The 25,635-nt window shown below is 63.9% G+C and carries 23 protein-coding genes and 1 pseudogene; 9 read left to right on the plus strand and 15 right to left on the minus strand.

What is annotated here, in order from left to right; translation table 11 throughout:
* The first annotated feature begins 3 nt into the window (after positions 1-3).
* The 5 genes from ACH0BU_RS15305 (at position 4) to ACH0BU_RS15325 (ending at position 5,822) form a co-directional block, all read left to right on the plus strand.
* Positions 4-816, plus strand: coding sequence for a hypothetical protein (locus tag ACH0BU_RS15305; protein WP_500264268.1), 813 nt, complete (start codon positions 4-6; stop codon positions 814-816).
* A 207-nt stretch (positions 817-1,023) separates the two neighbouring features.
* Positions 1,024-1,437 carry a sugar phosphate nucleotidyltransferase gene (locus tag ACH0BU_RS15310; RefSeq protein WP_406889271.1) on the plus strand — a complete coding sequence of 138 codons (414 nt, stop codon included), beginning with the start codon at positions 1,024-1,026 and terminating at the stop codon, positions 1,435-1,437.
* Entirely contained in the window at positions 1,437-2,126 is a 690-nt protein-coding gene (locus tag ACH0BU_RS15315; RefSeq protein ID WP_406889272.1) for a mannose-1-phosphate guanylyltransferase, read from the plus strand. Before ACH0BU_RS15310 ends, ACH0BU_RS15315 begins: the two co-directional genes overlap by 1 nt.
* 55 nt (positions 2,127-2,181) lie before the next feature.
* Positions 2,182-4,488 (plus strand): glycosyltransferase family 4 protein, encoded by a 2,307-nt coding sequence (locus ACH0BU_RS15320; RefSeq protein ID WP_500264269.1) that lies wholly within the window; start codon positions 2,182-2,184, stop codon positions 4,486-4,488.
* Positions 4,479-5,822, plus strand: a complete 1,344-nt coding sequence (locus ACH0BU_RS15325; RefSeq protein ID WP_406889277.1) for a glycoside hydrolase family 130 protein — start codon at positions 4,479-4,481, stop codon at positions 5,820-5,822. Before ACH0BU_RS15320 ends, ACH0BU_RS15325 begins: the two co-directional genes overlap by 10 nt.
* Positions 5,823-6,043: 221 nt before the next feature.
* Here ACH0BU_RS15325 and ACH0BU_RS15330 read toward each other — a convergent pair whose 3' ends face one another.
* From ACH0BU_RS15330 to ACH0BU_RS15345, 4 genes are all read right to left on the minus strand, one after another.
* On the minus strand, positions 6,044-6,283 hold the full coding sequence (locus ACH0BU_RS15330) for a hypothetical protein (RefSeq protein ID WP_406889279.1): 240 nt from the start codon (positions 6,281-6,283) through the stop codon (positions 6,044-6,046).
* A gap of 721 nt (positions 6,284-7,004) precedes the next feature.
* Positions 7,005-7,544, minus strand: a complete 540-nt coding sequence (locus ACH0BU_RS15335; RefSeq protein ID WP_406889282.1) for a nucleotide exchange factor GrpE — start codon at positions 7,542-7,544, stop codon at positions 7,005-7,007.
* A gap of 72 nt (positions 7,545-7,616) precedes the next feature.
* Positions 7,617-9,491 carry a molecular chaperone DnaK gene (gene dnaK, locus ACH0BU_RS15340; protein ID WP_406889284.1) on the minus strand — a complete coding sequence of 625 codons (1,875 nt, stop codon included), beginning with the start codon at positions 9,489-9,491 and terminating at the stop codon, positions 7,617-7,619.
* A 168-nt stretch (positions 9,492-9,659) separates the two neighbouring features.
* Positions 9,660-10,709 carry an MBL fold metallo-hydrolase gene (locus ACH0BU_RS15345; protein WP_406889287.1) on the minus strand — a complete coding sequence of 350 codons (1,050 nt, stop codon included), beginning with the start codon at positions 10,707-10,709 and terminating at the stop codon, positions 9,660-9,662.
* A gap of 116 nt (positions 10,710-10,825) precedes the next feature.
* Here ACH0BU_RS15345 and ACH0BU_RS15350 point away from each other — a divergent pair, with 116 nt between their 5' ends.
* The gene (locus ACH0BU_RS15350) at positions 10,826-11,209 is read left to right on the plus strand and encodes a winged helix-turn-helix transcriptional regulator (protein WP_272695384.1); all 384 of its coding nucleotides are present in this window, start codon (positions 10,826-10,828) and stop codon (positions 11,207-11,209) included.
* 59 nt (positions 11,210-11,268) lie between these two features.
* Here ACH0BU_RS15350 and ACH0BU_RS15355 read toward each other — a convergent pair whose 3' ends face one another.
* From ACH0BU_RS15355 to ACH0BU_RS15375, 5 genes are all read right to left on the minus strand, one after another.
* A complete protein-coding gene (locus ACH0BU_RS15355; RefSeq protein WP_099230972.1) occupies positions 11,269-12,213 on the minus strand; it encodes a DnaJ C-terminal domain-containing protein in 945 nt (314 codons plus the stop codon).
* Between the two features lie 153 nt (positions 12,214-12,366).
* Positions 12,367-13,113 carry an HAD-IIB family hydrolase gene (locus ACH0BU_RS15360; protein ID WP_500264270.1) on the minus strand — a complete coding sequence of 249 codons (747 nt, stop codon included), beginning with the start codon at positions 13,111-13,113 and terminating at the stop codon, positions 12,367-12,369.
* 46 nt (positions 13,114-13,159) lie between these two features.
* Entirely contained in the window at positions 13,160-13,492 is a 333-nt protein-coding gene (locus ACH0BU_RS15365) for a hypothetical protein (RefSeq protein WP_406889292.1), read from the minus strand.
* 17 nt (positions 13,493-13,509) lie between these two features.
* Positions 13,510-14,322: a universal stress protein gene (locus ACH0BU_RS15370; protein WP_182926578.1), complete on the minus strand. Its 813-nt coding sequence runs from the start codon at positions 14,320-14,322 to the stop codon at positions 13,510-13,512.
* Between the two features lie 149 nt (positions 14,323-14,471).
* Positions 14,472-14,945 (minus strand): Dps family protein, encoded by a 474-nt coding sequence (locus ACH0BU_RS15375; RefSeq protein WP_182926576.1) that lies wholly within the window; start codon positions 14,943-14,945, stop codon positions 14,472-14,474.
* A gap of 296 nt (positions 14,946-15,241) precedes the next feature.
* Between ACH0BU_RS15375 and ACH0BU_RS15380 the strand changes: the two genes are divergently transcribed.
* On the plus strand, positions 15,242-15,904 hold the full coding sequence (locus tag ACH0BU_RS15380) for a BON domain-containing protein (RefSeq protein WP_406889931.1): 663 nt from the start codon (positions 15,242-15,244) through the stop codon (positions 15,902-15,904).
* Positions 15,905-16,019: 115 nt separating this feature from the next.
* On the opposite strand, the gene ACH0BU_RS15385 is transcribed toward ACH0BU_RS15380, so the two are convergent.
* Both ACH0BU_RS15385 and ACH0BU_RS15390 read right to left on the minus strand, forming a co-directional pair.
* Complete coding sequence (locus ACH0BU_RS15385) at positions 16,020-16,490, minus strand: hypothetical protein (protein WP_406889933.1); 471 nt, start codon at positions 16,488-16,490, stop codon at positions 16,020-16,022.
* A 7-nt stretch (positions 16,491-16,497) separates the two neighbouring features.
* Entirely contained in the window at positions 16,498-17,826 is a 1,329-nt protein-coding gene (locus tag ACH0BU_RS15390; protein ID WP_500264271.1) for a glycosyltransferase, read from the minus strand.
* Between the two features lie 252 nt (positions 17,827-18,078).
* On the opposite strand from ACH0BU_RS15390, the gene ACH0BU_RS15395 reads away from it, so the two are divergent.
* Entirely contained in the window at positions 18,079-19,056 is a 978-nt protein-coding gene (locus ACH0BU_RS15395) for a redoxin domain-containing protein (protein WP_500264272.1), read from the plus strand.
* A 93-nt stretch (positions 19,057-19,149) separates the two neighbouring features.
* On the opposite strand, the gene trxC is transcribed toward ACH0BU_RS15395, so the two are convergent.
* The 4 genes from trxC to ACH0BU_RS15415 form a co-directional block, all read right to left on the minus strand.
* Positions 19,150-19,587 (minus strand): thioredoxin TrxC, encoded by a 438-nt coding sequence (trxC, locus tag ACH0BU_RS15400; RefSeq protein WP_406889944.1) that lies wholly within the window; start codon positions 19,585-19,587, stop codon positions 19,150-19,152.
* Between the two features lie 61 nt (positions 19,588-19,648).
* Positions 19,649-22,258, minus strand: coding sequence for an ATP-dependent chaperone ClpB (clpB, locus tag ACH0BU_RS15405; RefSeq protein WP_500264273.1), 2,610 nt, complete (start codon positions 22,256-22,258; stop codon positions 19,649-19,651).
* Positions 22,259-22,450: 192 nt separating this feature from the next.
* Positions 22,451-23,953: a Do family serine endopeptidase gene (locus ACH0BU_RS15410; protein ID WP_500264274.1), complete on the minus strand. Its 1,503-nt coding sequence runs from the start codon at positions 23,951-23,953 to the stop codon at positions 22,451-22,453.
* 293 nt (positions 23,954-24,246) lie between these two features.
* Positions 24,247-24,978 carry a 6-phosphogluconolactonase gene (locus tag ACH0BU_RS15415; protein WP_406889949.1) on the minus strand — a complete coding sequence of 244 codons (732 nt, stop codon included), beginning with the start codon at positions 24,976-24,978 and terminating at the stop codon, positions 24,247-24,249.
* Between the two features lie 292 nt (positions 24,979-25,270).
* Here ACH0BU_RS15415 and ACH0BU_RS15420 point away from each other — a divergent pair.
* A pseudogene (locus ACH0BU_RS15420) lies at positions 25,271-25,597 on the plus strand (transposase); the annotation flags it as partial.
* Positions 25,598-25,635 lie beyond the last annotated feature (38 nt).

Consider the following 25,635-nt stretch of genomic DNA (forward strand, 5'->3'; position numbering starts at 1 on the left):
TGAATGACGCTCGCGTTTCCGCGACCACTCCAGCTTGAGATGATCAAGCAACGCTTCATAGAATTGCAGGTCGCCAAGTCCCGTGCGGGAAAACGCACGACGCCCTTCCTGCGCCGGCTCGTTGCCGGGACCGTCGACGAAGTTGCGCGGATCCACTACGCCGAGACTTACCCCACCAAGTGCGTGCAGACCAGTATCGCGGTTCAGCGGCTGCTCGGCCGCCTGGGGATCGCGTCCCGGGTGTGGCTGGGAGCATTCTGCGCCGCGGAGGTCTTCGAAAACCCAAACGTTGCGGGATGGGGCGGCTTCTGGGGTGACGACCATCATGCCTGGACGACGACGGAGTTCTACGAGCTCGTGGACCTCCCGGTTGGCGAAATGACCAAGCACCCCCGCTCCGCCCGATCGGATGGCATTCCGATGCCGCCGCTTTGGTGGGACGACATCTCTCAGTGGCCGCCGGTACTGCGCTACTTGCCCGATCGCGCCGTGGAGCCGGCTTTCCCGGATCCTGCCGACATGGAGGATCTCGCTCGTTTTCTGCAGCGCGTCGATCAATCGTTCGACGAGAGGCTTGCGAGCGGAAGTGTCGAAGCTGTGCGGTTCGGTCCCATGCTTCACGGCGCGGACTCGATGAACGAGCTTCACAATACCGGTCATCCGTGGCTCGAACGCGCGAGCTTGTTCCTCGACCGCGGAGCAGTTCTTCCACCCTGGATCCAGGAGCGAGAGCAGGAGCTGATCGCCGCGCATCGAGCGGGGCAGCGGGCGCCGACAAGGCTGAGCCACGTAACGGGCGAAGTAAGAAACGGCTGATCCGGCCCCAGGCTTTGGCTTCTCGCACTCTCCTCCCCCGACTGATCTAGCGCAGGGCGAGGCAACCACCCCGATTCTAATCGTAACGTCGCCTTGGCAGCGGATGCGGCCATCTCGATCGCCCGCCGCCGAAAGGATTCGGACCGATGTCCCTCTTGGGAAAGCGCTGCTCTCCCCAGGGACTTAGCGAAAGAGGGGCGAGATCCCATGCAGTTGATCCCCGTCATCCTGTCCGGTGGCTCTGGGACAAGGCTGTGGCCACTTTCGACCGAACAGACGCCTAAGCAGTTTCTGCCCTTGGCCGGCGAAAAGAGCCTTCTGCAACAAACAGTTCTTCGGGCCAGGAGCATCCGGCATGCAGCCGCTCCGATCATTGTCGCAAGCCAGGAGCATGAGAGGCGCGTTATCGCCGAGTTGAGTGCGGTGGGCTGCGCTCCCTCGCGACTGCTCCTCGAGCCCATTGGGCGCAACACCGCCCCCGCCCTTGCGATGGCTGCGCTCGAGAGTGTGGAGGAGGACACCCTGCTGCTGGTCATGCCAAGCGATCATGTGATCAGGAACGTTGAAGCGTTCGGCAAGGCCGTTCATCGTGCGCTTTCATTAGCCGAAGACGGCTGGTAGTGACGTTCGGTATCACGCCCGACCGCCCGGCAATCGGCTACGGCTACATTCACATGGGAGACTCGCTCTCCGGCCCGATATGCCGGGTGAACCGGTTCGTCGAAAAGCCCGAAGCCGCCCGCGCCGAGCGCATGCTCGCCGAAGGCAGTTATTTGTGGAACGCTGGAATATTTCTCCTGCGCTCCGACCGCCTCCTCGAGGAGCTCTCGATCCAAGCCCCCACGCTCTTGGGTTCGGTCCGCAAGGCGCTGTCCACTGGCCATCGCGAGGCAGGTCGGGTGATCCCCGATCGTGCGACCTTTGCCGCCATCGAAGCGCAATCGATCGATTACCTGGTCATGGAGCGCGCATCGCGCATGGCGGTCGTGCCTGTCGATGTGGGCTGGTCCGACATCGGGAGCTGGGACGCGCTCCACGAGGTCGAAACTCGGGACGATAGCGACAATGCCTTCCACGGCGATGTGCTCGCCCTCGACAGCCAGGGCTGCCTGATCCGGAGCGATGGCCCCCGCGTCGCGGCCTTGGGCATATCGGATCTTGTCATCGTTGCGACGGAGGACGTGATCCTGGTGATACCCCGCGAGCGTGCTCAGGAAGTGCGCCGGCTAGTACGCTTGGCAGCTGAGGCGACCGAGCCGCCAGCGCCCTCACCGGCTGCGGCGCTGTCGGCGGCAGCGCCCGCCTCCTGACCTGGAGACGACGCGGCACCCCCTGACCCTGAAGACGTCTTAGAAGGAGAGCTTGATGAGTGGCTATGCCCTGACCCCGCCGGTCCGCCACATCGCCCTGATCGGCAACTTCCCACCGCGCCGCTGCGGCATCGCGACCTTCACGGCCGACCTGCGCAGCGCGCTGGTTCAAATCGCGCCTGACGCCAGTCTGTTGACGGTCGCCATGAACGATCCGGGCATGCGGCACCTCTATCCCTCGGAGGTCGGCTACGAGATCGCGCAGGACGATCCCGCTGCGTACCTGGCCGCGGCGGATCATCTCAACGCGCTCAATCCCGACGTGGTGTGCGTCCAACACGAGTTTGGCATCTTCGGCGGGGATGCCGGCGGCTATCTCCTGCCGATGCTCGAGAAGCTTCGGGCGCCGATCGTGACAACGCTCCACACGATCCTGACGCGGCCAGACCGTGCTCAGCAACGGGTTATGCAAGCGCTCGTCGAGCGGTCGTCGCGCCTTGTCGCTATGACAGAAATGGGAAGAACCATCCTCGAGCGCGACATGGGGGTAGCGGACAGCAAGATCTCCGTGATCCCGCACGGAATCCCTGACGTGCCATTCCTTGACCCCGCGTTCCACAAGCACCGCTTCGGCCTCGATGGCCACCGGGTCATCCTGACCTTCGGCCTGCTCTCGCCGAACAAGGGCATCGAGGTCATGATCGATGGGCTCTCTCGTCTCGTTAAGGACCACCCCGATCTCGTCTACGTCGTCCTGGGGGCAACGCACCCTCATCTGGTGGCCCGCGAAGGAGAACGCTATCGCGAGCGGTTGGAAGCTCGCGTTCAGAGTCTCGGTCTTTCGAGCCACGTCCGGTTCGTGAACGAGTATGTCGACGCACCAACCCTACAAGCGTGGCTGTCAGCCTGCGATATCTATGTGACGCCCTATCTTTCCGAGGCGCAGATTACGAGTGGCACGCTGGCCTACGCCGTGGGCCTCGGCAAGGCGGTAATTTCGACGCCCTACTGGCATGCGAAGGAGCTGCTCGCCGACCGCCGCGGGCAGCTCGTGCCGTTCGCGTCACCCGAGCCGCTCGCCGAGGCGGTCGGCGCCGTCCTTTCCGACCGGAGCCTCTGCGACGAGCTGCGTCGAAACGCCTACCAAGCCGGCCGGGAGATGATCTGGCCGGTGGTCGCGGAGCGTTACACGACCCTCTTCCAACGGGCACGTGTCGAAGCCAGTTCCAAGCAGGATCTGGTACAGCTCAACCCCTCCAAGGCAATGTCGCCCAAGTCCACTCTCAATGCCGTCGCCCGAATGAGCGATGGCTGTGGCATGCTCCAGCACAGCCGGTCCACGGTGCCCGACCGGCGACATGGCTATTGCCTCGACGACAACGCTCGAGCCCTGATGCTTGCCGCAATGTTCGAGGCGGAGGGGATAGACAGCAAACGCGCTATCATGCTCGCATCTACCTACGCCTCCTTCGTCGATCTCGCCTGGGACGAGCACTCCAAGCGGTTCCGCAACTTCATGGGCTTCGATCGGCAATGGCTCGAGCGCGAGGGCTCGCAGGACAGCTTTGGCCGGGCGCTGTGGGCGATCGGGCGCACGGCGGAGCTAACCCGCAATCACGGTCTCAAGCTTTGGGCTACGGCGCTTGCCGACAAGGTGATCCCGGCCACTGGTTATCTCACGAGCCCGCGAGCCCGAGCGTTCGCCATACTCGGCCTTGCCGCTCATCTTCGCGTCTATCCCGGACTTCGGCCCGCAAGGCTCCAGCTGGAGACATTCGCGGGAGAGCTGCTCAGCCTGCTCCGCGCAGAAAGGAGAAGCGGTTGGACGTGGTTCGAACCGGTGCTCGCCTATGACAATGCCCGCCTCCCCGAGGCGTTGCTGCTGGCGAGCGATGTTCTTGATGATGGTGACATGCGCCGCGAGGCGCTGGAGGCGCTCGACTGGCTACGACGGCTGCAGACCGCATCCGAAGGTCACTTCCGACCCGTAGGGACCCAAAGCTTCGGGGCGGAGTACCAGGCCCCCCGCGCCTTCGACCAGCAGCCACTTGAAGCCTGGGCAACAATCGACGCGTGCGCCCTCGCATTTGAGCAAGACGGCGACCAGCGTTGGCGAGCGCATGCCGAAGCGGCTTTCGCCTGGTACCTGGGCACCAATGACCTGGGAGCGCGCATCGCCAGCCCCGATGGCGGTTGCTACGACGGATTGCAGGTAGACCGCGTGAACCTGAACCAGGGTGCGGAGTCCATCCTTGCCTATCAGTTCGCGGCTCTAGCGATTGCGCGTATCGGCAGCGCTGCCGAGGGTTCAGAGAGAGGCAAGGCGCGAGCCGCTGCTTCCGGAGGCGTTGCATGCCGCTGATCCAATCCAGCCTGCGGCTGCTGCCGAACCCAGATCGGGTCGTCGTACGGCCCCTTCATCTCGCTCCGGAGCCGCGGGACATCAACCCGGTCAATAATGATCGAGTGCGGCGGATCATTGCCGCGGTGCGCGCCATGGACGGCCGCACGACCCAAGCCGAGCTCGCCCTTGTGCTCGCGGATTTCGAAAGCCGCCATCGCGAGATACGCCGGGTGTTCGAGGAGCGGTACGATCAGGTGGCGTCCGAGATCGGCCTGGCTGATCCATTGGACCGCGCTCAGCGCCAACTCATCGGCGCCTATTTTTGCCACGAATACTCCTTCGGCGCCGCGGCGGTCATGAACCCGAGCATCGTTCCGCACCCCGACCAGATGGGGCTGACCGAGGGGGCGCTTCGATTCATCCTGTCGCTGCGGGCCGTGGGCGAGGGGCACATTTCCTCTGTGACCTTTCGACAAGGGATCGTTCGTGCCGACGGCACTATCGAGCTTGATCCGGAGCCCGATCTTGCGGTCGCCGCCAAGGCTGAGAGCCAGCCGGACGGCAGTGTTGTCTTTCGCCGGCATGACTGCAGCAACCGTCTCGACGAAATGGTCCTGTTCCCGTTCACGCCGGCCCAACGCAACGGCCTGGAGGATCTGCGTCTCGTCAGGTTCGAGGATGACGATGGGAAGCGCGCCTATTACGGCACCTACACCGCCTACAGCGGCGCTGCGATCGCTTCGGAGATACTGCTGACCCGCGACTTCGAGACTTTCGAGTTGCGGGTTTTGCAAGGGAGTGCCGCGCGCAACAAGGGCATGGCCCTATTCCCACGCAAGTTCGATGGCGATTATCTGATGGTCGGCCGGCAAGATGGCGAGAGCCTCTACCTGCTGCGTTCGCCAGACCTGTATCGATGGGAGCGCGGTGAACTTCTCGCCCGTCCTGAATATGCCTGGGAACTCATCCAAATCGGCAACTGCGGGGCGCCCATCGAGCTCGAGGAGGGCTGGCTCGTACTTACCCACGGCGTCGGCGCAATGCGCAAATATTCAATCGGCGCACTGTTGCTCGATCGAGAGGACCCATCCTGCATCATCGGACGAACGGCGGTGCCGCTACTGTCGCCTTCCGATGAAGCTCGGGAGGGCTATGTTCCCAACGTCGTCTATACCTGCGGGGCACTGGCGCACGCCGGCCGGCTGATCATGCCCTACGGGGTCGCGGACAGTTCGGTGAGCTTCGCATCGATCGACCTGGCCGAACTACTGGCGATGCTTTGCCCGCCAGCCGTTTCCCGTTCCTCGCTGATCCGTGATTTCGGGCAGGTGCGGGATCGAACGGATGCGTGATCGTCGGCAACGAGCATAAGCGCCGGATCTGGCTTCGACGCGCAATCGGTCGGTATCACCGCTCGGACCTGGCAAGAGCGAACTCTGGCCAAGCCACAATCTCATCAAGTCGACCTCTTCCGAGAGTGGGCATCGGCTTGGGGCACCGCCTCAACGCGGCAGCCGAGGATCGAAGGCGGACAGGTGGGCTTAAGGGTTGGCCCCGCTCATAACCTTACGACCTAATGCACAGTGGGCTTCAGCTCGACGCCAGCTTCAGCAATAACATACTCGTTCCCATCCCCGGCAAAGAACATCTCGACCCGCTCCTCCTCATCCTGTGGCGGAGGCTTGTCGGGGAATTGCTGCGTCCAGGCATCGTTGACGTAAGACAGGAGAAAGGACCAGGCAGTCGCGTGGCTGTGATGCGTCGACCAGAACACCTCGCCGAGATGCTCAATCATGAGAACGACTACGGCCATTCGTCTACCTCCGCCGACGTGATCTGCGGGACCCGTCGCTTGGCCAGGTCGCAAGGAGAGGATCAGGCCATCAAGGGCTTCCAGCCGGCTCGGAAGCTCGAATGCTCGACAGTATTTTCTGGACTTCGAAAGCATGTCGCGGTGTCTCGGCGCCCGGTTGACAGAGGCGGATCAACAGGCGCCCCTCGACGACACGGTTCCCGATGCGCGAAACTGTGCCGAGGCCGAAATGGATACCCGGCGAGGCGAGCACATTCCTGTAGAGCCGCCAGTAGCGCCGCCACTCCGCTGCGCTCCCACTCGTCGAGATCGTCATGTGACCGGATCGAAGCGGCACGTACGATACATTGCGGTTCAGTTGTGCACGTTCGATGGCAAAGCAGTGTGCTCCGCGGCCGGCTGCGACCTGGGCGGCTTTCCGCAGCAGGCGGCTTCTCACCGAGCGATCGCCCCAACGAGGAGGGGCAAGGATCGCGACTTCAAAGGCGGTTTGATCTCCGCTCACGACCTCGCGAACGTCGTAGACCGGGAGCCGAGCGTCGGTTGTCGCGGGCGAGGGCCTTGCCTGCCCGGCCGAGATGCCGGCCACGCTCGCTAGCGCGGCAAGCCACCAGAGCAACCCGACCGGCCATACCTGCCCTCGCTGCATATCAGGCCGGTTCCGCTGCACCGGAAGAATGAGGGGCGATGGCGTCCCGATGCATCGGATCCGCCCTCCCGCTCAGCCTGCTGAAGATATCACGACGCGTGCGGGGCGGATGAGCCGGCTTCCGACTTTATATCCCCGCTGCAGGGTCTCAAGCACCAGCCCCTCAGCGGTCTCGGTCTCGGATCGCGAGGCGATCGCATCATGTCTGTTCGGGTCGAACGCCTCCCCCTTCTGTGGGGAGATCCGTTCCACCCCCGCCTTTGCCAAACCATCCACGAACGCCCTGCTCGTCGCCCTGAGCCCGTCGAGCAGGGAATCGAGGCTTGGTTGCGCCCCCTCCGTTCGAGATGCCGCCTCGATCGCCAGATCAAGGCTATCGAGCGCTGGAACGATCATCTCGGCTAGATCCGAGATGCCGGTTTCTCGACCCTCGGCGCGTGCGCGATCGGCCCGCTTTCTGGCGTTTTCGGCATCAGCCAGTGCGCGTAGGAGCCGCTCCCGCAGTTCCTCGACCTCCGATGCAGGAACTGCGCGGTCCGGCCCGGCGTCCTCGCCGCTCGCGCCTTGGGAAGGCGCCGCCTCCCTTTCATCAGCAGTGTCGTCTTGGTTCATCTTGCCCAGCCTTCATGCTTCCGGGGGGGGCAGGCGCCCCTCTGACCAATGGGGGCCAGCGCGCAGCGGCCCTCATTTCTTCGTGTCGTCCGCCTCCTCGAACTCGGCGTCCACGATTCCATCGTCCGCAGCGGATGCGCTGCCGCTCTCAGCACGCTGAGCACTGACGACCTGCTGGGTGGCGGCCTGCAGGTCCTCACTTCTCTTGCGGATCTCCTCGATCTGCTCACCCTCCATGGCCGTCTTCAGCTTCGAGACGGCTTGTTCCACTGCCTCCCGATCGGCAGCGGCTACCCGGTCACCGGCATCCGACAGGGTTTTCTCGGATAGGAAAATCAGCGCATCGGACTGGTTCCGCGTCTCCGCCAGCTCGCGGCGCTTCCTGTCCTCGCTGGCGTGCTCCTCGGCGTCTCTGACCGCCCGCTTGATGTCCTCGTCGCTCAGGCCGCCCGACGACTGAATGGTGATCTTCTGTTCGCGCCCGGTGCCCTTGTCTGTGGCAGAGACGTTCACGATACCATTCGCGTCGATGTCGAATGTCACCTCGATCTGCGGCTCGCCACGCGGCGCCGGCGCGATGTTCTCGAGGTTAAACTGGCCGAGCAGCTTGTTGTCCTCGGCCATCTCCCGCTCTCCCTGGAAGACGCGGATGGTCACGGCGGGCTGGTTGTCCTCGGCTGTCGAGAAGGTCTGGCTCTTCTTGGTGGGGATGGTCGTGTTGCGATCGATCAGCTTGGTCATCACGCCGCCAAGCGTCTCGATGCCTAACGACAGCGGCGTGACGTCGAGCAAAAGCACGTCCTCGACTTGCCCCTTCAGCACGCCCGCCTGGATCGCTGCGCCCAGCGCCACGACCTCGTCAGGATTGACGCCTTGGTGTGGCTCCCGTCCGAAGATGGACTTCACCGCCTCGACGACCTTCGGCATCCGCGTCATGCCGCCGACCAGCACGACTTCGTCGAGCTGATCGGCCTTCAGGCCGGCATCCTCGAGTGCAGCCTTGCAGGGGCCGACAGTCCGGGAGATGAGATCATCGACCAGCGCTTCGAGCTTCGCGCGGGTGAGACGGATGTCGAGATGCTTCGGGCCGGATTGGTCGGCGGTGATGAACGGCAGGTTCACGCTCGTCTGCGATGCCGAGCTGAGTTCGATCTTCGCCTTCTCAGCGGCTTCCTTCAGTCGCTGCAGGGCAAGCCGGTCCTGACGCAGGTCGATCCCCTGCTCCTTCTTGAACTCATCGGCGAGGAAGTCGATTATCCTCTTGTCGAAGTCCTCGCCGCCGAGGAACGTGTCTCCGTTCGTCGACTTGACCTCGAAAACACCGTCGCCGAGCTCCAGAACGGAGACGTCGAAGGTGCCGCCGCCGAGATCATAGACGGCGATCGTGCCGGTCTTCTTCTTCTCGAGGCCGTAGGCCAGCGCCGCAGCGGTCGGCTCGTTGATGATGCGCAGAACCTCGAGACCGGCAATGGTGCCTGCATCCTTGGTCGCCTGGCGCTGCGCATCGTTGAAATAGGCGGGCACCGTGATGACGGCCTCGGTGACCGGCTCACCCAGGTATTTTTCGGCCGTCTCCTTCATCTTGCGCAGGATGTGGGCGGAAATCTCGCTAGGGCTGGACTTCTTGCCGTTCACTTCGACCCATGCGTCACCGTTAGCGCCGGGGACGATCTTGTAGGGCACCATGCCCTTGTCCTTCTGGACGATGGGATCGTCGTATCTGCGGCCGATCAAACGCTTGATCGCGAACAGCGTCTGCTCCGGATTGGTGACGGCCTGGCGCTTCGCCGCGGCCCCGACCAGCACCTCTCCGTCAGGGCGAAAGGCCACCATCGAGGGGGTTGTCCGCGCCCCCTCGGCATTTTCGATAACCTTGGGCTCCTTGCCCTCCATCACGGCGACGCAGGAATTGGTGGTGCCGAGATCGATGCCGATTGCTTTCGCCATGCCAGCCTCCATGAGAAAATCGAACGCCGACGATGGAGAGTATCGGGCCGGTGAGTCCTGACCTGGATCAGTCGTGCTACCAGCAGTGCGGCCTGCCCTCGACAGAGCGGTGTACCAATTGCGATCGGAGGCGAGCTTACCCGAGCAATCGAGCGGGCTGAACGACGTTCAAACCCCCGCCCCGACCTTGGTGTCGAAAAGCCAGGGGGTCACGGCAGGAACGCTTAGGCTCCCCCATTGTCCAACCTGTCGAACTTCAGCGGAGTATGGGATCGCCATCCAGAAATAGCCGGTGCCGCTCCGAACGACATGCCCCAGCCCAGGGAAGGAGATGTGGGGCGCGGCGACCAGCTCATGCGTCCTGGCGAGCTCCGCAAGCGCGGACGCTCTCGTCTTCGCCGCCAAAGCCTCGTCGGCATCGTAGTCGACCGTAATGTCGGGCCTGGGTAGCTGTACCTCGGCTGCATGGATGATGTCGCCGATTACCCGCATCCGATGTCCCCGGCTCTCGATCTCGTAGAAGCTGTGGCCGGGCGTGTGGCCCGGAGCGGCGATGACACGGATCCCTGGCAATAGCGTCGATGGCGCGGTGAAGGTGCGGATGCGACCCGCCGCGCGATAGGGTGCAAGTGCCGCCCGGCCCTCCTCGAACATCTTCTGGTGGCTGGGTTTAGCGCGTGCTCTGGCCTCATCGTTCAGCCAGTAATCAAGCTCCCGCTTCGCCAGATAGATGTATGCATTCGGGAAGACGCGGCGGCCGTCCACGGTCAGACCGCCCGAGTGGTCGCCATGCACGTGGGTCAGCAGCACGGCATCGATTGTTTCTGGCGCATATCCGGCCGCCATTAGCGTTGCCGGAAGACGACCGCAGCAGTCACCAAAGAGGCGCCCCGCCCCTGCCTCGATCAGGATGCGACGCTCACCGGTGTCAATCAGGAAGCTGTTGATCGACGTCTCTCGATCAAGCGACTCGCCCGCTTTGCGGAAGGCGTCCGCCAGACTTTCCCTGGAGGCGCCATGGAGCAGGTCTCCGAACGGAACCGGTGTGGTACCGTCGGTAAGGACGGTGATCTTATAGTCACCGAGCGCTACTCGATAGTAACCGGGCGCCTGCACCGCCGGGGGCTTTATTGCGGTTGCAGCCGCCTGCTGTGCCGGGGCTTGCACGGGTGCGAGCGCCGCGAAAAGAACGGCACCGATCAATAATACCGACTTCACCTCAACCTCCTTTCTGATCTTGCTGCGCCGAGCCATGATTCCCCGGCCCGGCGCCTTGCGCGGCCTGAGATGCAGCTCTAACTACCCGATAGGAAGTACACACCCATGGGTAAGTAATGGAGAAAGTTGATCCGTTTCGAGACCTGCAATGTGACGTCTTCCTGGCCGACTGTCCGGCGAGGAAGGTACTGGGCATCCTTGCGGAGAAGTGGACGCTGCTCGTCATCCACGCGCTCAGCGAGCGCACGTACCGCACGGCCGAGTTGCGCCGACGTATTGGCGGCGTCTCAGAAAAGATGCTGATCCAGGCGCTTCGACGGCTTGAGGCCCATGGCCTGGTAGCGCGCCGGAGCTATCCGGAAGTCCCGCCGCGCGTGGAATATTCGCTCACACCGCTGGGCTTCTCGCTCAGCAGTGTCGTGCGTGAGCTTGATCGCTGGGTTGAGGCCCACGCTATGGAGATCGCGGACTGGACCGCGCCGCCGCCGTCAACTGACTGACCCTTCCGCGCCACCGCTTCAGGGTCGCCACTCGCAGGAGCTCCCGGCACCGCGAGCCCTTACACTCCCATCGAAGCGCGCGGGTTCTCGTCGTGGTGCTTTGCCCAGGTGCGTGCGAGCTCCTCGAGCTCGGCGTCGCCGGACGGCAAGTGGACCATCAGGCGTACCAGCTGGTTGCCACGGCTGCCGTCCGCGCGATGAAAGCCCTTGCCCTTGATCCGTAGCGTGCGCCCCGAACTCGAGCCTTTGGGGACGGTCAGCAGCACTGGGCCATCAACGGTCGGTACCCGCACCTTGGCGCCGAGCACGGCTTCATCCCAGCGCACCGGCAACTCCACTCGCACATCGTCTCCTTCCCTTGTGAAGAAGCGGTGTGGCTCGATCTCGAGTATCACGATTGCGTCACCGGCTCCGCCGGGGCCCTCCTCCCCCTGACCGCGCAGGCGCACCTGAGTCCCGGACTCAAAGCCGGCGGGCAGCTTCAGGTCGACTGCCTTTCCCCTTCCGAGCTCGATGTGCTGCGGACGCAGCGCCGCTGCATCTTCGAAGCTAATGTTCAGGCGGTAGGCGACGTCCGCTCCCCGGGGACGGTAAGACCGTCGACGGCCGCCTCCAGCGGCCTCTGCTCGGCCAAACATGTCGCCGAAGATGCTGGCGAAATCGGCTTCGTCCCCGGTGAACTCGAAGGTCGTCGTGCCTCCATCGGCCCCGGCGCGGAAGCCGCCGCGGCGCGCAAAAGGACCGGCGCCGTTGAAATCGGAGAAGCCGTAGGGCGCCTTCGGATTGCCATCCTCATCGATCTCGCCGCGATCGTAGCGCGCGCGCTTCTCCTTGTCGGTGAGCAGGTCATAGGCGGCCGTAATCGCGGAGAAGCGCTCCGCCGCTCCCGGCTTATCCGCGTTGCGGTCCGGGTGATATTCCTTGGCGAGCTTTCGATAAGCCTTCTTGATCGCCGCCTCGTCCGCATCGCGCGGCACGTTCAAGGTCTGGTACGGATCGGCCATTCTGTTCAGTCCCTGTGTCGGTCCCTCATCGACTGCCGTTGCGTATGGTTGAAGATGAGATGACCAATCTTGTTGTCATAAACACCCCGCCTGGTTCTCGATCCGAAGCTTCCGCCATCGGCAAGCAACTTCGCGGCAGGTCCAATGGCGAGATCATGCCTCAAGCCACAGGGTGAGAGCATGAAGGATGCTCTTCGTCTCCTGGACGTCGCGAACGGCAACTGTGTCGACGCCGACTGTGACGGCGGGATAGTCATTACCTCCCGGAAATATCGAGTCGCCGAGGAAGATCATGTCCTTGAACGCGACGCCGCTAACCTCCGCGAGTTTGCGCAGCCCGAACGCCTTGTCGATCCCTGCCCGGGTGATATCGATCGAGGTGGTCCCTCCGATATTGATCGACCAGTCAGGCAATGATTGTCGGAGCATGTCCTGCAGCTGCAGGCGCTTGCGGCGATCCGGATCCCAGGCCTCCTTCGCCTCCAGCGGCGCCTTCTGCCCGATACCCGAATAGGTGATCTGGGTTCCGCGATCCTCGATCCGGGGTCCCCACGCCGGCTCGCGATTGAGCCCGGCCACCTGTATCGCCCGTTCCAGAGCGTCCAGGATATCGGCCTTTTCGCTAGGCGTGATTGCCTCGGAATAGACCTGCTCCCAGTCTCGGGTGAAGCGGAACAGCTTCGCGCCGGCAGTGGGCAATATCCAGAGCCGACTCAAATCGGACTGGGCAGGCAGACGATCGACCACCTGCTTCTTGAACTGAGGCCAGTCGCCCCCGGATATCACCGCCACCTGGGCAAAGGAGAGGAGCGTGGCCAGAAGCCCGGCTACCTCGTCGTCGAGCGGGGCTTTGCTTTCGGCCAGGGTGCCGTCGAGATCGAACGCGATCAGCTGCTTCACACCGCCACCGTCGGAATTGGTTCGACACAGGGGTTATCAGATGGGGTCACCGAGTTCGGCTGACCACATAGGCCGTCCCGTCGGCTCGAACGATGACGAGGTGGTACGACTTGTCCTCGCACTGCGCGCGCCAAACCGGCCCCTCCTTCTCGTCCGGCAGCCGCTCTGCCTGGATGACGTTCTGGCACGCCAGACCTGCATCTCGGATCGCGCGGAAGAGCACGGCCCTCCTCGACGCGTCGTTCAGATTGATCACCGCCTGCTGGTAGTTGTTGATTGAGTCGCTCTGAGCAGTCTGACCACCGTCCGGCTGATCTGCCTTCTGCGTTCCGCATCCAGCGAGAGCAACGCACAGCGCCGCCACGATGATGCCTCGCATCGATCGTTCTCCCCTTCTCAATGAGCAAGTAACAGCGGCTTCGGGCACCGCAGAAGCATCTCGCGCGTCACGCCACCCAGGATTCGTTCGCGGATGCGCGAATGGCCGTAAGCGCCAAGAACAACGAAGTTCGACTGCGTGTCGATCGCCACGTTCAGCAGTTCCTCTCCGACACTGAGATCACCTAGCGCCACCGGAAGCAGTTCGGACTGGATGCCATGATGCGACAGGTACGCAGCGGCGCCAGAGGCAGGGAACTCAGGCGCGTCGTCTCCAATCGTGACGATCTGAACACGACTTGCCCGGCTCAGGAAGGGGACCGAGAAGCGCAGCGCCTGCGCTGCCTCGAATGACGCATTCCACGCCACAAGTGCGGTGCCATCGAGGCTCAGCGTCCCGTTGTCATAGGGCACGGACAGGATCGGAGCTCGGGAATGCACTGCGACGTCGCCGACAAGATCCAGTTCGGCGTCCCAGCCGCCTTCGTCGCTCTCGAGATGGCTGAGGATGATCAGATCATTCAGCCTGGACTGGTCCAGCAATACGACCGCCGGAGAGCCTGCTCCGCGCACCCAGCCGAACGAAACGCCGTCGTCACGCAGTCTCTCTTCGATCGACGCCCGCGTGGCATCCTGGCGCTTCTCATGCTCGGTGAAGAGCTTCAGCGACGGATAAACCCCGCCAAAGGGATCCGCCATCGCATAGGCCGAGAGCGGCGCAGCCTGCGTGCCGGTCAGATGAAGGCCGAACGCCTTGGCCAGCTGGATCGCGGCGTCGAGCCGCGCTTCCCCGCCGCGGTCCTCGGCCACATGAAGCAACCCTGTTTTCATCAACCTGCTCCTTTCGATTGATAAAGCGACCGACAGCCGCTGGTCGCAGCAAGAAAACGGTAAGCAGCCTGAGCAAGGCGGACGCTGACATAGGTCAGAGGAGATCCCCTGCCTTCCTCACGCCTGCGTCGGCAACCAGCAGCGCCGGCTCACGCGTCGAGGAGCGCGCGAAGCATCCATGCTGTCTTTTCATGAACCGCGACGCGCTGCGTCACCAGGTCAGCGGTTGCCTGATCGCCGGCGGCGTCGGCTACGGGAAAAAGGCTGCGTGCCGTTCTGGCGGTGACCTCGTGTCCCTCGACCAGGATCTTGATCATGGCCTCGGCCTTGGGCGGAGTTTCAGGGGCGTCGGCGAGCGAGCTCAGGCTCGCGAACTGCCCATAGGACCCAGGCGCCGGCTCACCAAGAGAGCGAATTCTTTCGGCGATCGGATCAACCGCGTTCCACAGCTCGGTATATTGCACCATGAACATCGCGTGCAGGCTGTTGAACATTGGGCCTGTGACGTTCCAGTGGAAGTTGTGGGTCGTCAAATAAAGTGTGTAGGTGTCGGCCAAGAGGCGTGCCAATCCCCCCGCCACCTCTTTCCTCTTGGTCTCGTCGATCCCGATTTCGATGGCCATTATCGTCATCCTGCCAATGCGCCGCGGGCGGCGGTGCCGATGCCGCCGCGGTTCGTGCCTGCCTCGGCCGCATGCGCGCTTGCTGAGGTCCCCGGGAGGATAGCGCCGCACTGCGGAGTGAAACTGACCCAGATCAGATGATCATGTGGACGGCCGCAAATCACGACCAACCCTGCTCGGGCAGAATCGATCGCCGGCTGACATGAGTCAGCACGCACGCGCGACTCGCTGAATAGGGAAGCTGCGGCGGAGTACCAACTGGGCTTGAGAGCCCATCGCTGATAGGAGAATCCGAAATGGTTTCACTTTTCCGCACCGATGCCACGATCAAGAAGGACGTGGAGAGCGAGATTCAATATGATCCGTCGATCCAACATGGCGAGACGATCGCCGTTGCCGTGAAGGACGGGATCGTGACGCTCAGCGGCGTCACCAAGAGCTACATGGACTCCTACTATGCCGAAAAGGCGGCGAAGCGCGTCTCGGGCGTGAAAGCGGTCGCCAACGAAATCCAGGTCAAGCTCTCGACCGACCGCCTCGACCCCGAGATCGCGGAGGAAGCGGTCAAATCCCTGAAGCGCGAGCTGCCCAGCACCGCCGACAAGATCAAGATCGTCGTCAAGAACGGATGGCTCACGCTGGAGGGCCATGTCGAGTGGAACTTCCAGAAGGAATGGGCAGAGCGCGCGGTTCGCTCGATCTCCGGCGTGAAAGGCGTCACCAACTCGATCACGGTCCAGCCCAGGGTCAATCCGAGCGACGTGAAGAAGAAGATCGAGGACGCCCTCGTGCGCAGCGCGCAGGTCGATGCCCAGCGTGTCGACGTCGAGGTCGACGGCAGCAAAGTAACGCTCAAGGGCACCGTGAAGACCTGGGCGGAACGCCAGGAGGCGGAGCGCTCCGCCTGGTCGGCGCCGGGCGTATCGAGCGTGGTGAACCAGATCAGGATCCTGCCCTGACCCAAGCGGGCGGGGATGGCGTTGACCATCCCCGCCTTGGCAGAATGCCGTCGCACCATTCTGGACGAGCCTCGCCGCGATGAGGGCGGCGCCTGCTTTCATCGACAGCTTCGTGTCAGGTCGGCGGGAAGGTCGCCTCGATCATCGTTCCGCTCGGCAGCTGACAACGTCCCTGACCTCCTCCGGCCATGCCCGATCCGGGACGCATCAGTCGAAAGTGACAGCGCATCTGGCCGTCGGGGCCGCTCAGGTTCGCCAGCACGCGCCCGCTATAGTGCGTGAGTGTGCTCTGGGTAGGGCCCCAATAACTCCACCCCCGCCACCGCCAGCGATTGCCCCAACCCGTCCAAAGTGGGCCGAGCTCGTCGATCGTCGTCTCGCTCGTGATCTGAAAGAAAGGCCCGGAGTAGGATGCGCCGGTACTCAGATTTGCCGTCATCGTGCCCGATCGGGCGCTGCTCGACTTCCAGACGAAAGTGGCGGTCGTCGTACCCGCGCGCGACATGCCGACGCCGGATCCTGTCGTCGTACACCCAGCGACACCCAGCAGCAGCACGGGCAGGAGTGCAACCCTTAATGCCTTCATGTTTCCTTCATCCTCTTGTTGAGTGCGATCTTTGGTCCGCCCGCTTCGCTCGCGGGCCCCACTGGCGGGCGTAAGACCGCTCCTGGCTGATGACGTCGGACATCGCGGACATCGCTGCCGCAGCCAGGCGCGGCCACGTCATCGCCCGGCCGCGGGCATAGGCTCGCCGCGCAATGGCGCGCGCGCGGCGATCGTCGGCGAATATTCCAACGATTGCGCGACCAAGACCCTCCGTATCGCCAAACCCCACGAGGATTCCGACGTCGTCGGCGAGCAGTTCGCGAGCATGGGCATAAGGGGTGGACACCACCACCTTCCCGACGCCAACCGCATAGGCCAGTGTGCCCGAAGTGATCTGTGCCGGATTGGTGTAGGGCGTCACGTAGACATCGGCTGCCTGCAGGTAATCGATCAGCAGCTTGTCGTCGACGTACCGGTCGATGAAGCTCACATGTGGTCCCAGACCCATCGCCTCAGCTGACGCCTGGAGGCGCCGCCGGTACGTCTCCCCCTCGGCAGCGAACAGATTCGGGTGCGTGGCGCCCAGAACAACGTAGAGAACATTCGGGGCCGCCTCGACGATCGCCGGCAATGCCGCGATCATGGCTTCGATCCCCTTGTTGGGTGCAAGCAGCCCGAAGCTCAAAATGACGGGTCGGCCAGACCATCGGAAGTTGGGTTTGAGCGTCTCGGGAGCGACAAGGACGCGGTCCGGCACGCCGTGCGGGATGACGAGCACGGCCTGCGGCTCCGCGCCATAGACTTGCTCGAGGAGCACGCGGCCCCGCTCCGCCATCACGATGATGGCCGAAGCGCGAGCCAGCAACGCCTCTGTCACCCGCTTCTGGTCAGCGTCAGGCTCCTCGAGAACGGTATGCAGCGTGATGATGACCGGTGCTGTTACGCGGTTCAGCAAGTGCAGGAGGTGGTCCCCGGCAGCACCGCCGTAGATTCCATATTCGTGCTGCACCCAGAGAAGGTCGGCGGAACTCGCGTTGATGCGGTCGGCGGCGAGCGCGTAGTCCCGCAGAACGGCCTCTCGGAGGAGCAGTGCCGCGGATGAGGCATGCCCCGTGTCTCCCCGTCCGAGCATGGCGTAGATGTCGACGGCGATGGCCGGGAAGGCTCTCCGCAATGCTGAAAATGTGTCGGAAGTGAAGGTCGCGATCCCGCACCGGCGCGGGGGAAAGGTGCCGAGCAGCGCGATGTGTTCAACAGGGGGCGCTGTAGAACCGGCTCGTCCCCCCTTCCAGCTGGGCGCCCGGGAAGGCTGAACGCCAGAGGCTGGGTCCTCGAAAGGATCGATGTCGTCCGAGCGATCCAATGATGAGGTCACCATTATTCTCCCTCGCAAGAGGGCGTAAGCCCTGCTTCGACGTCCTTTGCGGCTGCGCGCGACCGCGGAGGCGGATCGAGCAATGCGAGTCTTATTGTCGGGGGCTGTTCAGGCTCTGATCTATCTCAGCCCGCGGCTGTCCGGGGCGACTAGGTTGAGTCGGCGACATCAGAGCAGGTTCGTCGCGCCCACTTCCGCGAGACGGACCACGTTGCGAGCAAGGAGCCCAACTTGGACAGAAACGCAAGCACAATGGACTTCCAGCCAAGTCGGTTGGAACAGCTCAGCACCGATTTCGCCGCCCTGGCGCCGAAGCTCACCGACAGTCCCGAGAAGCAGGCGCTCTCGCTGCTTCACGGCATGATCCAGGAATTGTGGCGTACCGCCGGCCAGGCTCATCCGTCTGTCGATTCGCTCGGAGCGACCCTCGACGAACTCAAACGCCTGCATGAGCATGCGCCGGCGATGGAGGGGGACGCGATCAGCACACCCTTGAGCGTCGGCACAAAGGCACCGGACTTTCGACTCAAGGATGCTGGTGGACGAGAGGTCGGCCTCGACTCCTACGCCGGCAGGACCGTCGTCCTGGTCTTTTATCCTCTCGATTGGAGCCCTGGGTGCAGCAAGCAGCTCGACCTGTATCAGCAGGAGCTCAGCGAATTTGAAAGGCGCGGCGTGGAGATCGTCGGGATCTCGGTCGACAGCCTTTACAGCCACGGCGCCTGGGGGGCGGCTCGAAGTCTGTCGATGCCGCTGCTGGCAGACTTCAACCCGAAGGGCGAGGTCGCACGGCGCTACAACGTCTGGCGTGACGCCGATGGCTTTTCGGAGCGCGCGCTCTACAGCCACGACCGTAACTCGCCCGTCGACCGCTGGTGGCTCCGCTATTTGAGCTCCCTGCCCGAGGACGCAAGAGCCGTTATCGAGCCACTGCCCACGGCGACGAACCAGGGTGGACGGGCCCGGAAGGATCAATGGAGGCTCAGGTTCCAGCAGAGAAAGAAGCCGTTCGTCGATTGGTTGATGGGGTGGACGGGTGGAGAAGACCCATTGGTCCACATCGACCTTCGGTTTCCGAGCCGCGAGGCAGCCATACGATATTGCGAGCGTTTGGGCCTGCCGTACGAGGTGCACGAGCCGCCCCCCGCGACCATCACCCCGGTCAACAAGCAGCGCTTTGAACTTGATGATGCACCGGTCCTCGAGTGGCCGGGACAGCAAAAGGAGTAGGCTCCACTTCGGTACCGCGGGCGCGGCGGCTTTGGCACGTCGGACCAACGCCGCCCGCCAATTCGCTGACCGGATCGGAGCATTGGTCCGGAGCTAGGACCCGAACCGCTCGGCCCAGCTTCTCAGCGTTCCAAGATCAGTGACGCCGGCCTGGCGGGCGACGACCTGGCCATTCTTGAAGACCAGCAGCGCTGGAATGCCCTGAATGCCATGTTCGGCCGCGATGTCCGGATTGGCATCGACATCGACCTTGATGAAGCGGGCCTTCGGCTCGAGGGTACGCGCTGCCTGCTCAAAAACCGGAGCCATCGCCCGGCAGGGGCCGCACCATGCCGCCCAGAAATCGATGATCAGAGGCAGGTCCGAGTTGCGGATGTGCTTGCGCGCGCGAGCGCCGTCGAGCGCCGCAGGAACACCTTTGAACAGCTGGTCGTGGCACCGCCCGCACTTGGCCGTGAGCGGCTGACGATCCGTGGGCACCGCGTTGGTCGCATCGCAATGCGGGCAGACGACCCGGATCTTCTCGGACATCGATCATTTCTCCAATTCCTTCGGTCATCGCGGCAGACATTCGCTGCCGCGATGGACCAACTCATGCAGCCTCGGCTTCGGCAGGCTGTTCCGCGCGCGTCTTGAACACCAGTTCGCTGTCGCCCTCGTCGATCGTGACGGTCGAGCCATCCGGCACCTGGCCCCGCAGCAGGAGGTCTGCCAGAGGATCCTGAAGATATCTCTGGATCGCACGCTTCAGCGGGCGAGCGCCATAGACCGGATCGTAGCCGACGCGGCCAAGCCACGCCCGTGCGCGATCGGTTAGGTCGAGACGGATCTTGCGGTCCTTGAGCAGGTTCTGGACACGCGTGACCTGGATATCGACGATCGGCCCCATGTCGGCCTGGCCGAGGCGATGGAACAGGATGATCTCGTCGAGGCGGTTCAGGAACTCCGGCCGGAAATGAGCGCGGACCACCTCCATTACCTGTGGCTCGACGCTTTCGACAGTCTGTCCTTCAGCCAGGTTCGAGAGGAACTGGCTGCCGAGATTGGAGGTCAGGATGATCAAGGTATTCTTGAAGTCGACCGTGCGGCCCTGCCCGTCAGTCAGGCGGCCATCGTCGAGCACCTGCAGGAGCACGTTGAAGACATCGTTGTGCGCCTTCTCGACCTCGTCGAACAGGATAACCTGATAGGGCCGCCGCCGAACCGCCTCGGTTAGAACGCCGCCCTCCTCATATCCGACATAGCCCGGTGGCGCCCCGATCAACCGGGCGACGGAGTGCTTCTCCATGAACTCCGACATATCGATACGGACCATCGCCGCGTCGTCGTCGAACAGGAAGCCGGCGAGCGCCTTGGTCAGCTCGGTCTTGCCGACGCCGGTCGGCCCGAGGAACAGGAAGGAGCCCATCGGGCGATCGGGATCCTGCAGCCCGGCTCGGGCCCGGCGAATGGCCCGACTGACCGCTGCGACAGCCTGCTTCTGGCCGATGACGCGCTTGCCAAGTGCTTCCTCCATGTGGATCAGCTTGTCGCGCTCGCCCTCGAGCATCTTGTCAACCGGGATGCCGGTCCAGCGCGACACGACCGATGCGATGTCCTGGGCGGTCACCTCCTCGCGCAGCATGGCTCCCTGGCTCGCCTGCTGGGCATCGGCGAGCTGCTTCTCGAGCTGCGGGATGCGACCGTAGGCGAGCTCGCCGGCCTTGGCCAGGTCGCCGCTGCGCTGCGCTTGGTCGAGCTCGAGACGGGCTTGATCGAGCTGCTCCTTGAGCTTGGCTTCGGCCTGGATCTTCTCCCGCTCAGCCTGCCACCGCTGGGTGAGCTCCGCCGATTCCTGCTCCAGCTGCGCAAGATCGTGCTCGAGGTGCGTCAGACGGTCCTTCGACGCTGCATCCGACTCTTTCCTGAGCGCCTCTCGCTCGATCTTCAGTTGGATGATGCGTCGATCGAGGGTTTCGATCTCCTCCGGCTTCGATTCGACTTCCATTCGGATCCGGCTTGCCGCCTCGTCCATCAGGTCGATCGCCTTGTCCGGAAGGAAGCGGTCGGTGATATAGCGGTTGGAAAGCGTGGCGGCCGCGACAATGGCGCCGTCGGTGATGCGCACCCCGTGGTGCAGTTCATATTTTTCCTTGAGCCCGCGCAGGATCGAGATCGTGTCTTCGACCGTCGGCTCGCCGACGAAGACCGGCTGGAAGCGCCGCTGCAGCGCTGCGTCCTTCTCGACATATTTCCGGTACTCGTCGAGCGTGGTCGCGCCGATGCAGTGGAGCTCGCCGCGGGCAAGCGCCGGCTTCAGCAGGTTGCCGGCATCCATCGCGCCCTCGGTCTTGCCCGCCCCGATCAGCGTATGCATCTCGTCGATGAAGAGGATGATGTCGCCCTCGCCTGCCTTGACCTCGTCGAGGACGCCCTTCAGCCGCTCTTCGAACTCACCGCGATATTTCGCGCCGGCGATAAGGCTGCCCATGTCGAGCGCCATCAGCTTCCGGTCCTTGAGCGTGTCGGGAACGTCGCCGTTGGCGATACGGAGTGCCAGCCCCTCGACGATGGCCGTCTTGCCGACGCCGGGATCGCCGATCAGCACGGGATTGTTCTTGGTGCGGCGTGCGAGGATCTGGACCGTGCGGCGGATCTCCTCGTCGCGGCCGATCACCGGATCGAGCTTGCCGTCCTTGGCGGCCTGTGTGAGGTCTCGAGCGAACTTCTTCAGCGCGTCGTAGCGGTCCTCCGCGCTCGCAGTATCCGCGCTGCGCCCACCGCGCAGCTGATTGATCGCCGTGTTGAGTGCCTCAGCAGTCAGGCCCGCGCGAGCGAGCGCCTTGCCGGCCGCTGCGGTGGAAGCGAGGGTGAGTGCCAGAAGCAGCCGCTCGACCGTGACATAGCTGTCTCCCGCCTTCTGAGCGATCTGCTCCGCCTGATCGAGAAGGCGTACGGCATCATTGTCTAGCCCCGGCGGCTGGGACGCTCCGCTTCCCGTGACCGATGGAAGCTTGGAGAGGGCCGCATCGATTTCGCTGGTCGCCAGGTCCGGATTTCCACCGGCGGCGCGGATCAGGCCCGCTGCCATGCCCTGCTCGTCCTCGAGCAGGGCCTTGAGCATATGCTCCGGCGTGATCCGCTGGTGGTTGAGCCGAATTGCGACGGTCTGCGCAGCCTGGAGAAATCCCTTTGCGCGATCCGTATACTTTTCAAGATTCATCCCGTTTCCTCCTGTTCCACGAACCAGACCGGCGGAAGTGCGGAGCGAGCAGAGGCCTCGCGCGCGGACATTCCGTCGGCGCATCGATCGGCAGGTCGCTTCCGCGTTGTAGCGGAGGGACCGTCAGCCGCATGATCCAACACTCAAGGCGCGAAGAAGTGCCGGGAACCTGTTCTCCTGCCCGCCTCACGATCAGGAGCGTCCCGTCAACTCGACGCCGACGAACCGCGCCGGCGCCGAGCCGCGCTTGACCAGCAGCAACACTTGCTTGCGCCCCCCCTTCCGCGCCGCCGCAATCAAGCCCACAGCATCTTGCGCGCCGCGCACGGGTTGCTGGTTGATCGAGAGGATGATGTCTCCTTCGCTGAGACCTTTGGCCGCGGCGTCGCTGGAGGGGTCGATCCCGACGATGACGAGACCCTGCGTTGCTGGATCGACCCGGAGCTCGCCGGCCAAGGCCGGGTTTAGGGGCCTGACAGACAGGCCGAGCCCGGCCGATGCGCTCGGCTGCCCGCTGCCATCGTCGTCGAGGTCGAACTCCTCATCCTGCCCATCAAGCTTCGCCTCGGCCGGCCGTTCAGCGACGACTGCCGTCAGCGTCTTCCGTGCGCCCTGGCGAAGCACCTCGAGCGTCACCCGGGACCCGACCGGCGCGGCGGCAACCAGGCGGGCGACAGAGCTATCCGGGGTGATCTCGGTTCCGTTCACGCGCAGGATGACATCGCCCTGCTGGAGGCCCGCACGCGCCGCAGGGAGATTCGGCTGCACCTCCGCGACGATCTCACCGCGGTTTTTCTGCAGGCCGAGCGCTGCGGCGACATCCTCGGTAACAGGCTGCAGAAGGAGCCCGAGGTAGCCACGCTGCACGCGGCCGCCGGTCCTCAAAGTCTCCACGACCGGCTTGGCGATCTCCGCAGGTATCGCGAAGCCAAGACCGACATTGCCGCCCGTTGGCGAGATGATCGCCGAGTTGATACCGATGACATTGCCCTGCATGTCAAAGAGCGGACCGCCCGAATTTCCCGAGTTGATCGAGGCATCCGTCTGGATGAAGCTGTCATAGGGTCCGGCTCGCAGGTCGCGATGCAGGGCGGACACGATGCCCGCGGTCACCGTCCCTCCCAGCCCGTAGGGATTTCCGATCGCGAGAACCCAGTCACCGGTGCGCGCACCGGATGAGTCGCCGAACCGGACGAACGGCAGGTTCTTGGCCTCGATCTTAAGGACGGCGATGTCGGAGGCCTCGTCCCGGCCGACCACGCGCGCTGGAAACTCCTGCCCTCCTGTCAGCGTGACCTTGATCGCCTGGACCTGTACGCCTGAGCCGCGACCGGCAACGACATGGTTGTTGGTCACCACATAGCCGTCCGCCGAGATGAGAAAGCCCGACCCGAGCGACGTCGCATTGCGCGGCATGGGTGGTCCGCCCAGTCCCGGGAAGGGGAATAGCTCGCCGAACGGGAAGTCCCCCGGAATGTTCGGCATCTTGCGGGCCTTGATGCGCGAGGTCGTCGATATATTCACGACAGCCGGGGAGAGACGTGCCGCCAGGTCAGCGAAGCTCGCGGGAGCGCCGCGTGGGGACTCTTGGCGCTGACCTGCGCCCTGCGCGTTGAGGGGCGCTGGCTGTGCGTGACTGCGCGTGTCGCAGGCGACTGCAAGCAACAACGCTGGAACGAGAACGAAGCTTCGCATCCAGGATCTCCTGTCGATCAGCTCGACCAGCCGTCCGGCGATCCTCGGCGAGCCGTTCGAGCACCAAAGACAGGCGCAAGCTAGCGGGCCGACCCGCTGAAACGCTGATCTTTGTCAGTTCTTGCGCGAAGCCGGCGTCGAGGTGCTTCTGGGGCTCCGAAGTCCACGGACGCACACGTTAATTGGACCTTGGAGTGCCCCGCGCCGCGCACGTCCGTGGCTGCCGTCCGGATATGCGCCTTTCGCCCCTGAAGAGCCGCGGGCTACAGACGCGCCGGACCTCGAACGAACCCTTAGCGGCTCCAGAAGAGGTCTGGCCGGCAACGCGCGCGCGCCAGGACGATGCCGAGCGGCATCTGCGACTCTTCGCCCTCGTCGAGCGCTCGCTTGATCACCTCAAGCTTGTCTCGACCGCTGCCGGAAATGAGCAGTCGCTTGGCAGCGAGGATCGCGCTCAGGGTCAATGTCACTCTTGGCACGGGTGCCTCGGCCGGCAGCGGTTCGGGCCTGATGCCGGCGATGCGCCGCCAGTCAGGTACACGCAGCGCGTTGTCCAGATCTGGCCCTGGCAGGAGCGAGGCGACATGCCCGTCCAAGCCGAACCCCAGCCAGACAAGGTCGAGTGGCCAGGGGAGATCCGAAAGCCTCAGTTCGGAGGCGTCCGCGACCGCTGCGGGATCGTCGAATGGCGGCCTCGCGATAGGAAGCAACTGCGCCTCCCCACCCGCGAAGAACCTCTCCAGCAAACCAAAATTGGAGAGTGGGTCGCCCGGCGGCACCAAGCGATCGTCGGTGGGAATGATGGTGACCCCGGACCATCCGCTGCTGCGTGGCCCGAGGAACTCAAACGCGCGGACGGGCGATCGCCCGCCGGGGAACGCGACGAGCGCGGCTCCTCTCGCGTGCACCGCATCCGCGATGATGCCGGCCGCTTCCCGGACCAGGCTTTCAGCCATATGATCCGGAGTAGCAAAGCCGTGCGAAAGCGGATCCGGCGGGCCGAAGACGTCCGAATCGAGCGTCACGACTAAGGGCGTCGCCGATGGTGTTCGTACCAGAAGCGATGATACGGATAGGGCCTGTAGATCCAGTGCCCGCCGTACCAGACCCAGGGATCATACCAGGGGTGGCGCAACATAAACGACGTGCGGGTGGACCGGCGGCAGATAGAAGGGTTCGGGCGCTGCCTTGATCACGTATCCGGGCGGGCAATCCGGGCTGGCGTTCCTAGCACTACTTTGGCAGAAATGTGATTTTGGGATTCCCAAGGTGGGAAATCACTGATTCATAGGGAGCCAGCTTTTGTGGAGGCTGGCGATGGAAGCGGACTGGCGGAGCGAACTGGAGGCATGGCTTGCGCCGTTCGCCGCGGCGTTACGGAACAAGACGCGGCGTCGGATGTGTCCGGCTTACATTGCGGGGCTGATCGGCCCTGGGGATCGCAAAAGCGTTCAGCCCATGGCGGCGCGAGACGCCGAGGTCAGTTACGACCGGCTTCATCACTTCGTTAGCAGTGGCGTTTGGGACGAAGCTCCGCTTGAGGTGGCGCTTCTTGCTGAGGCCGACCGGCAGGTTGGGGACGACAATGCCTGGCTGATCATCGACGATGTGGATCGGCGTGGAAAAGGGACCCCGGTAGCGGGGTGATCGGCGTCGAAAAGGGACCCCTCATCCCGTTGGTC

Origin of the sequence: Sphingomonas olei, assembly GCF_045369765.1 — a bacterium.
Lineage (GTDB): Bacteria > Pseudomonadota > Alphaproteobacteria > Sphingomonadales > Sphingomonadaceae > Sphingomonas > Sphingomonas panaciterrae.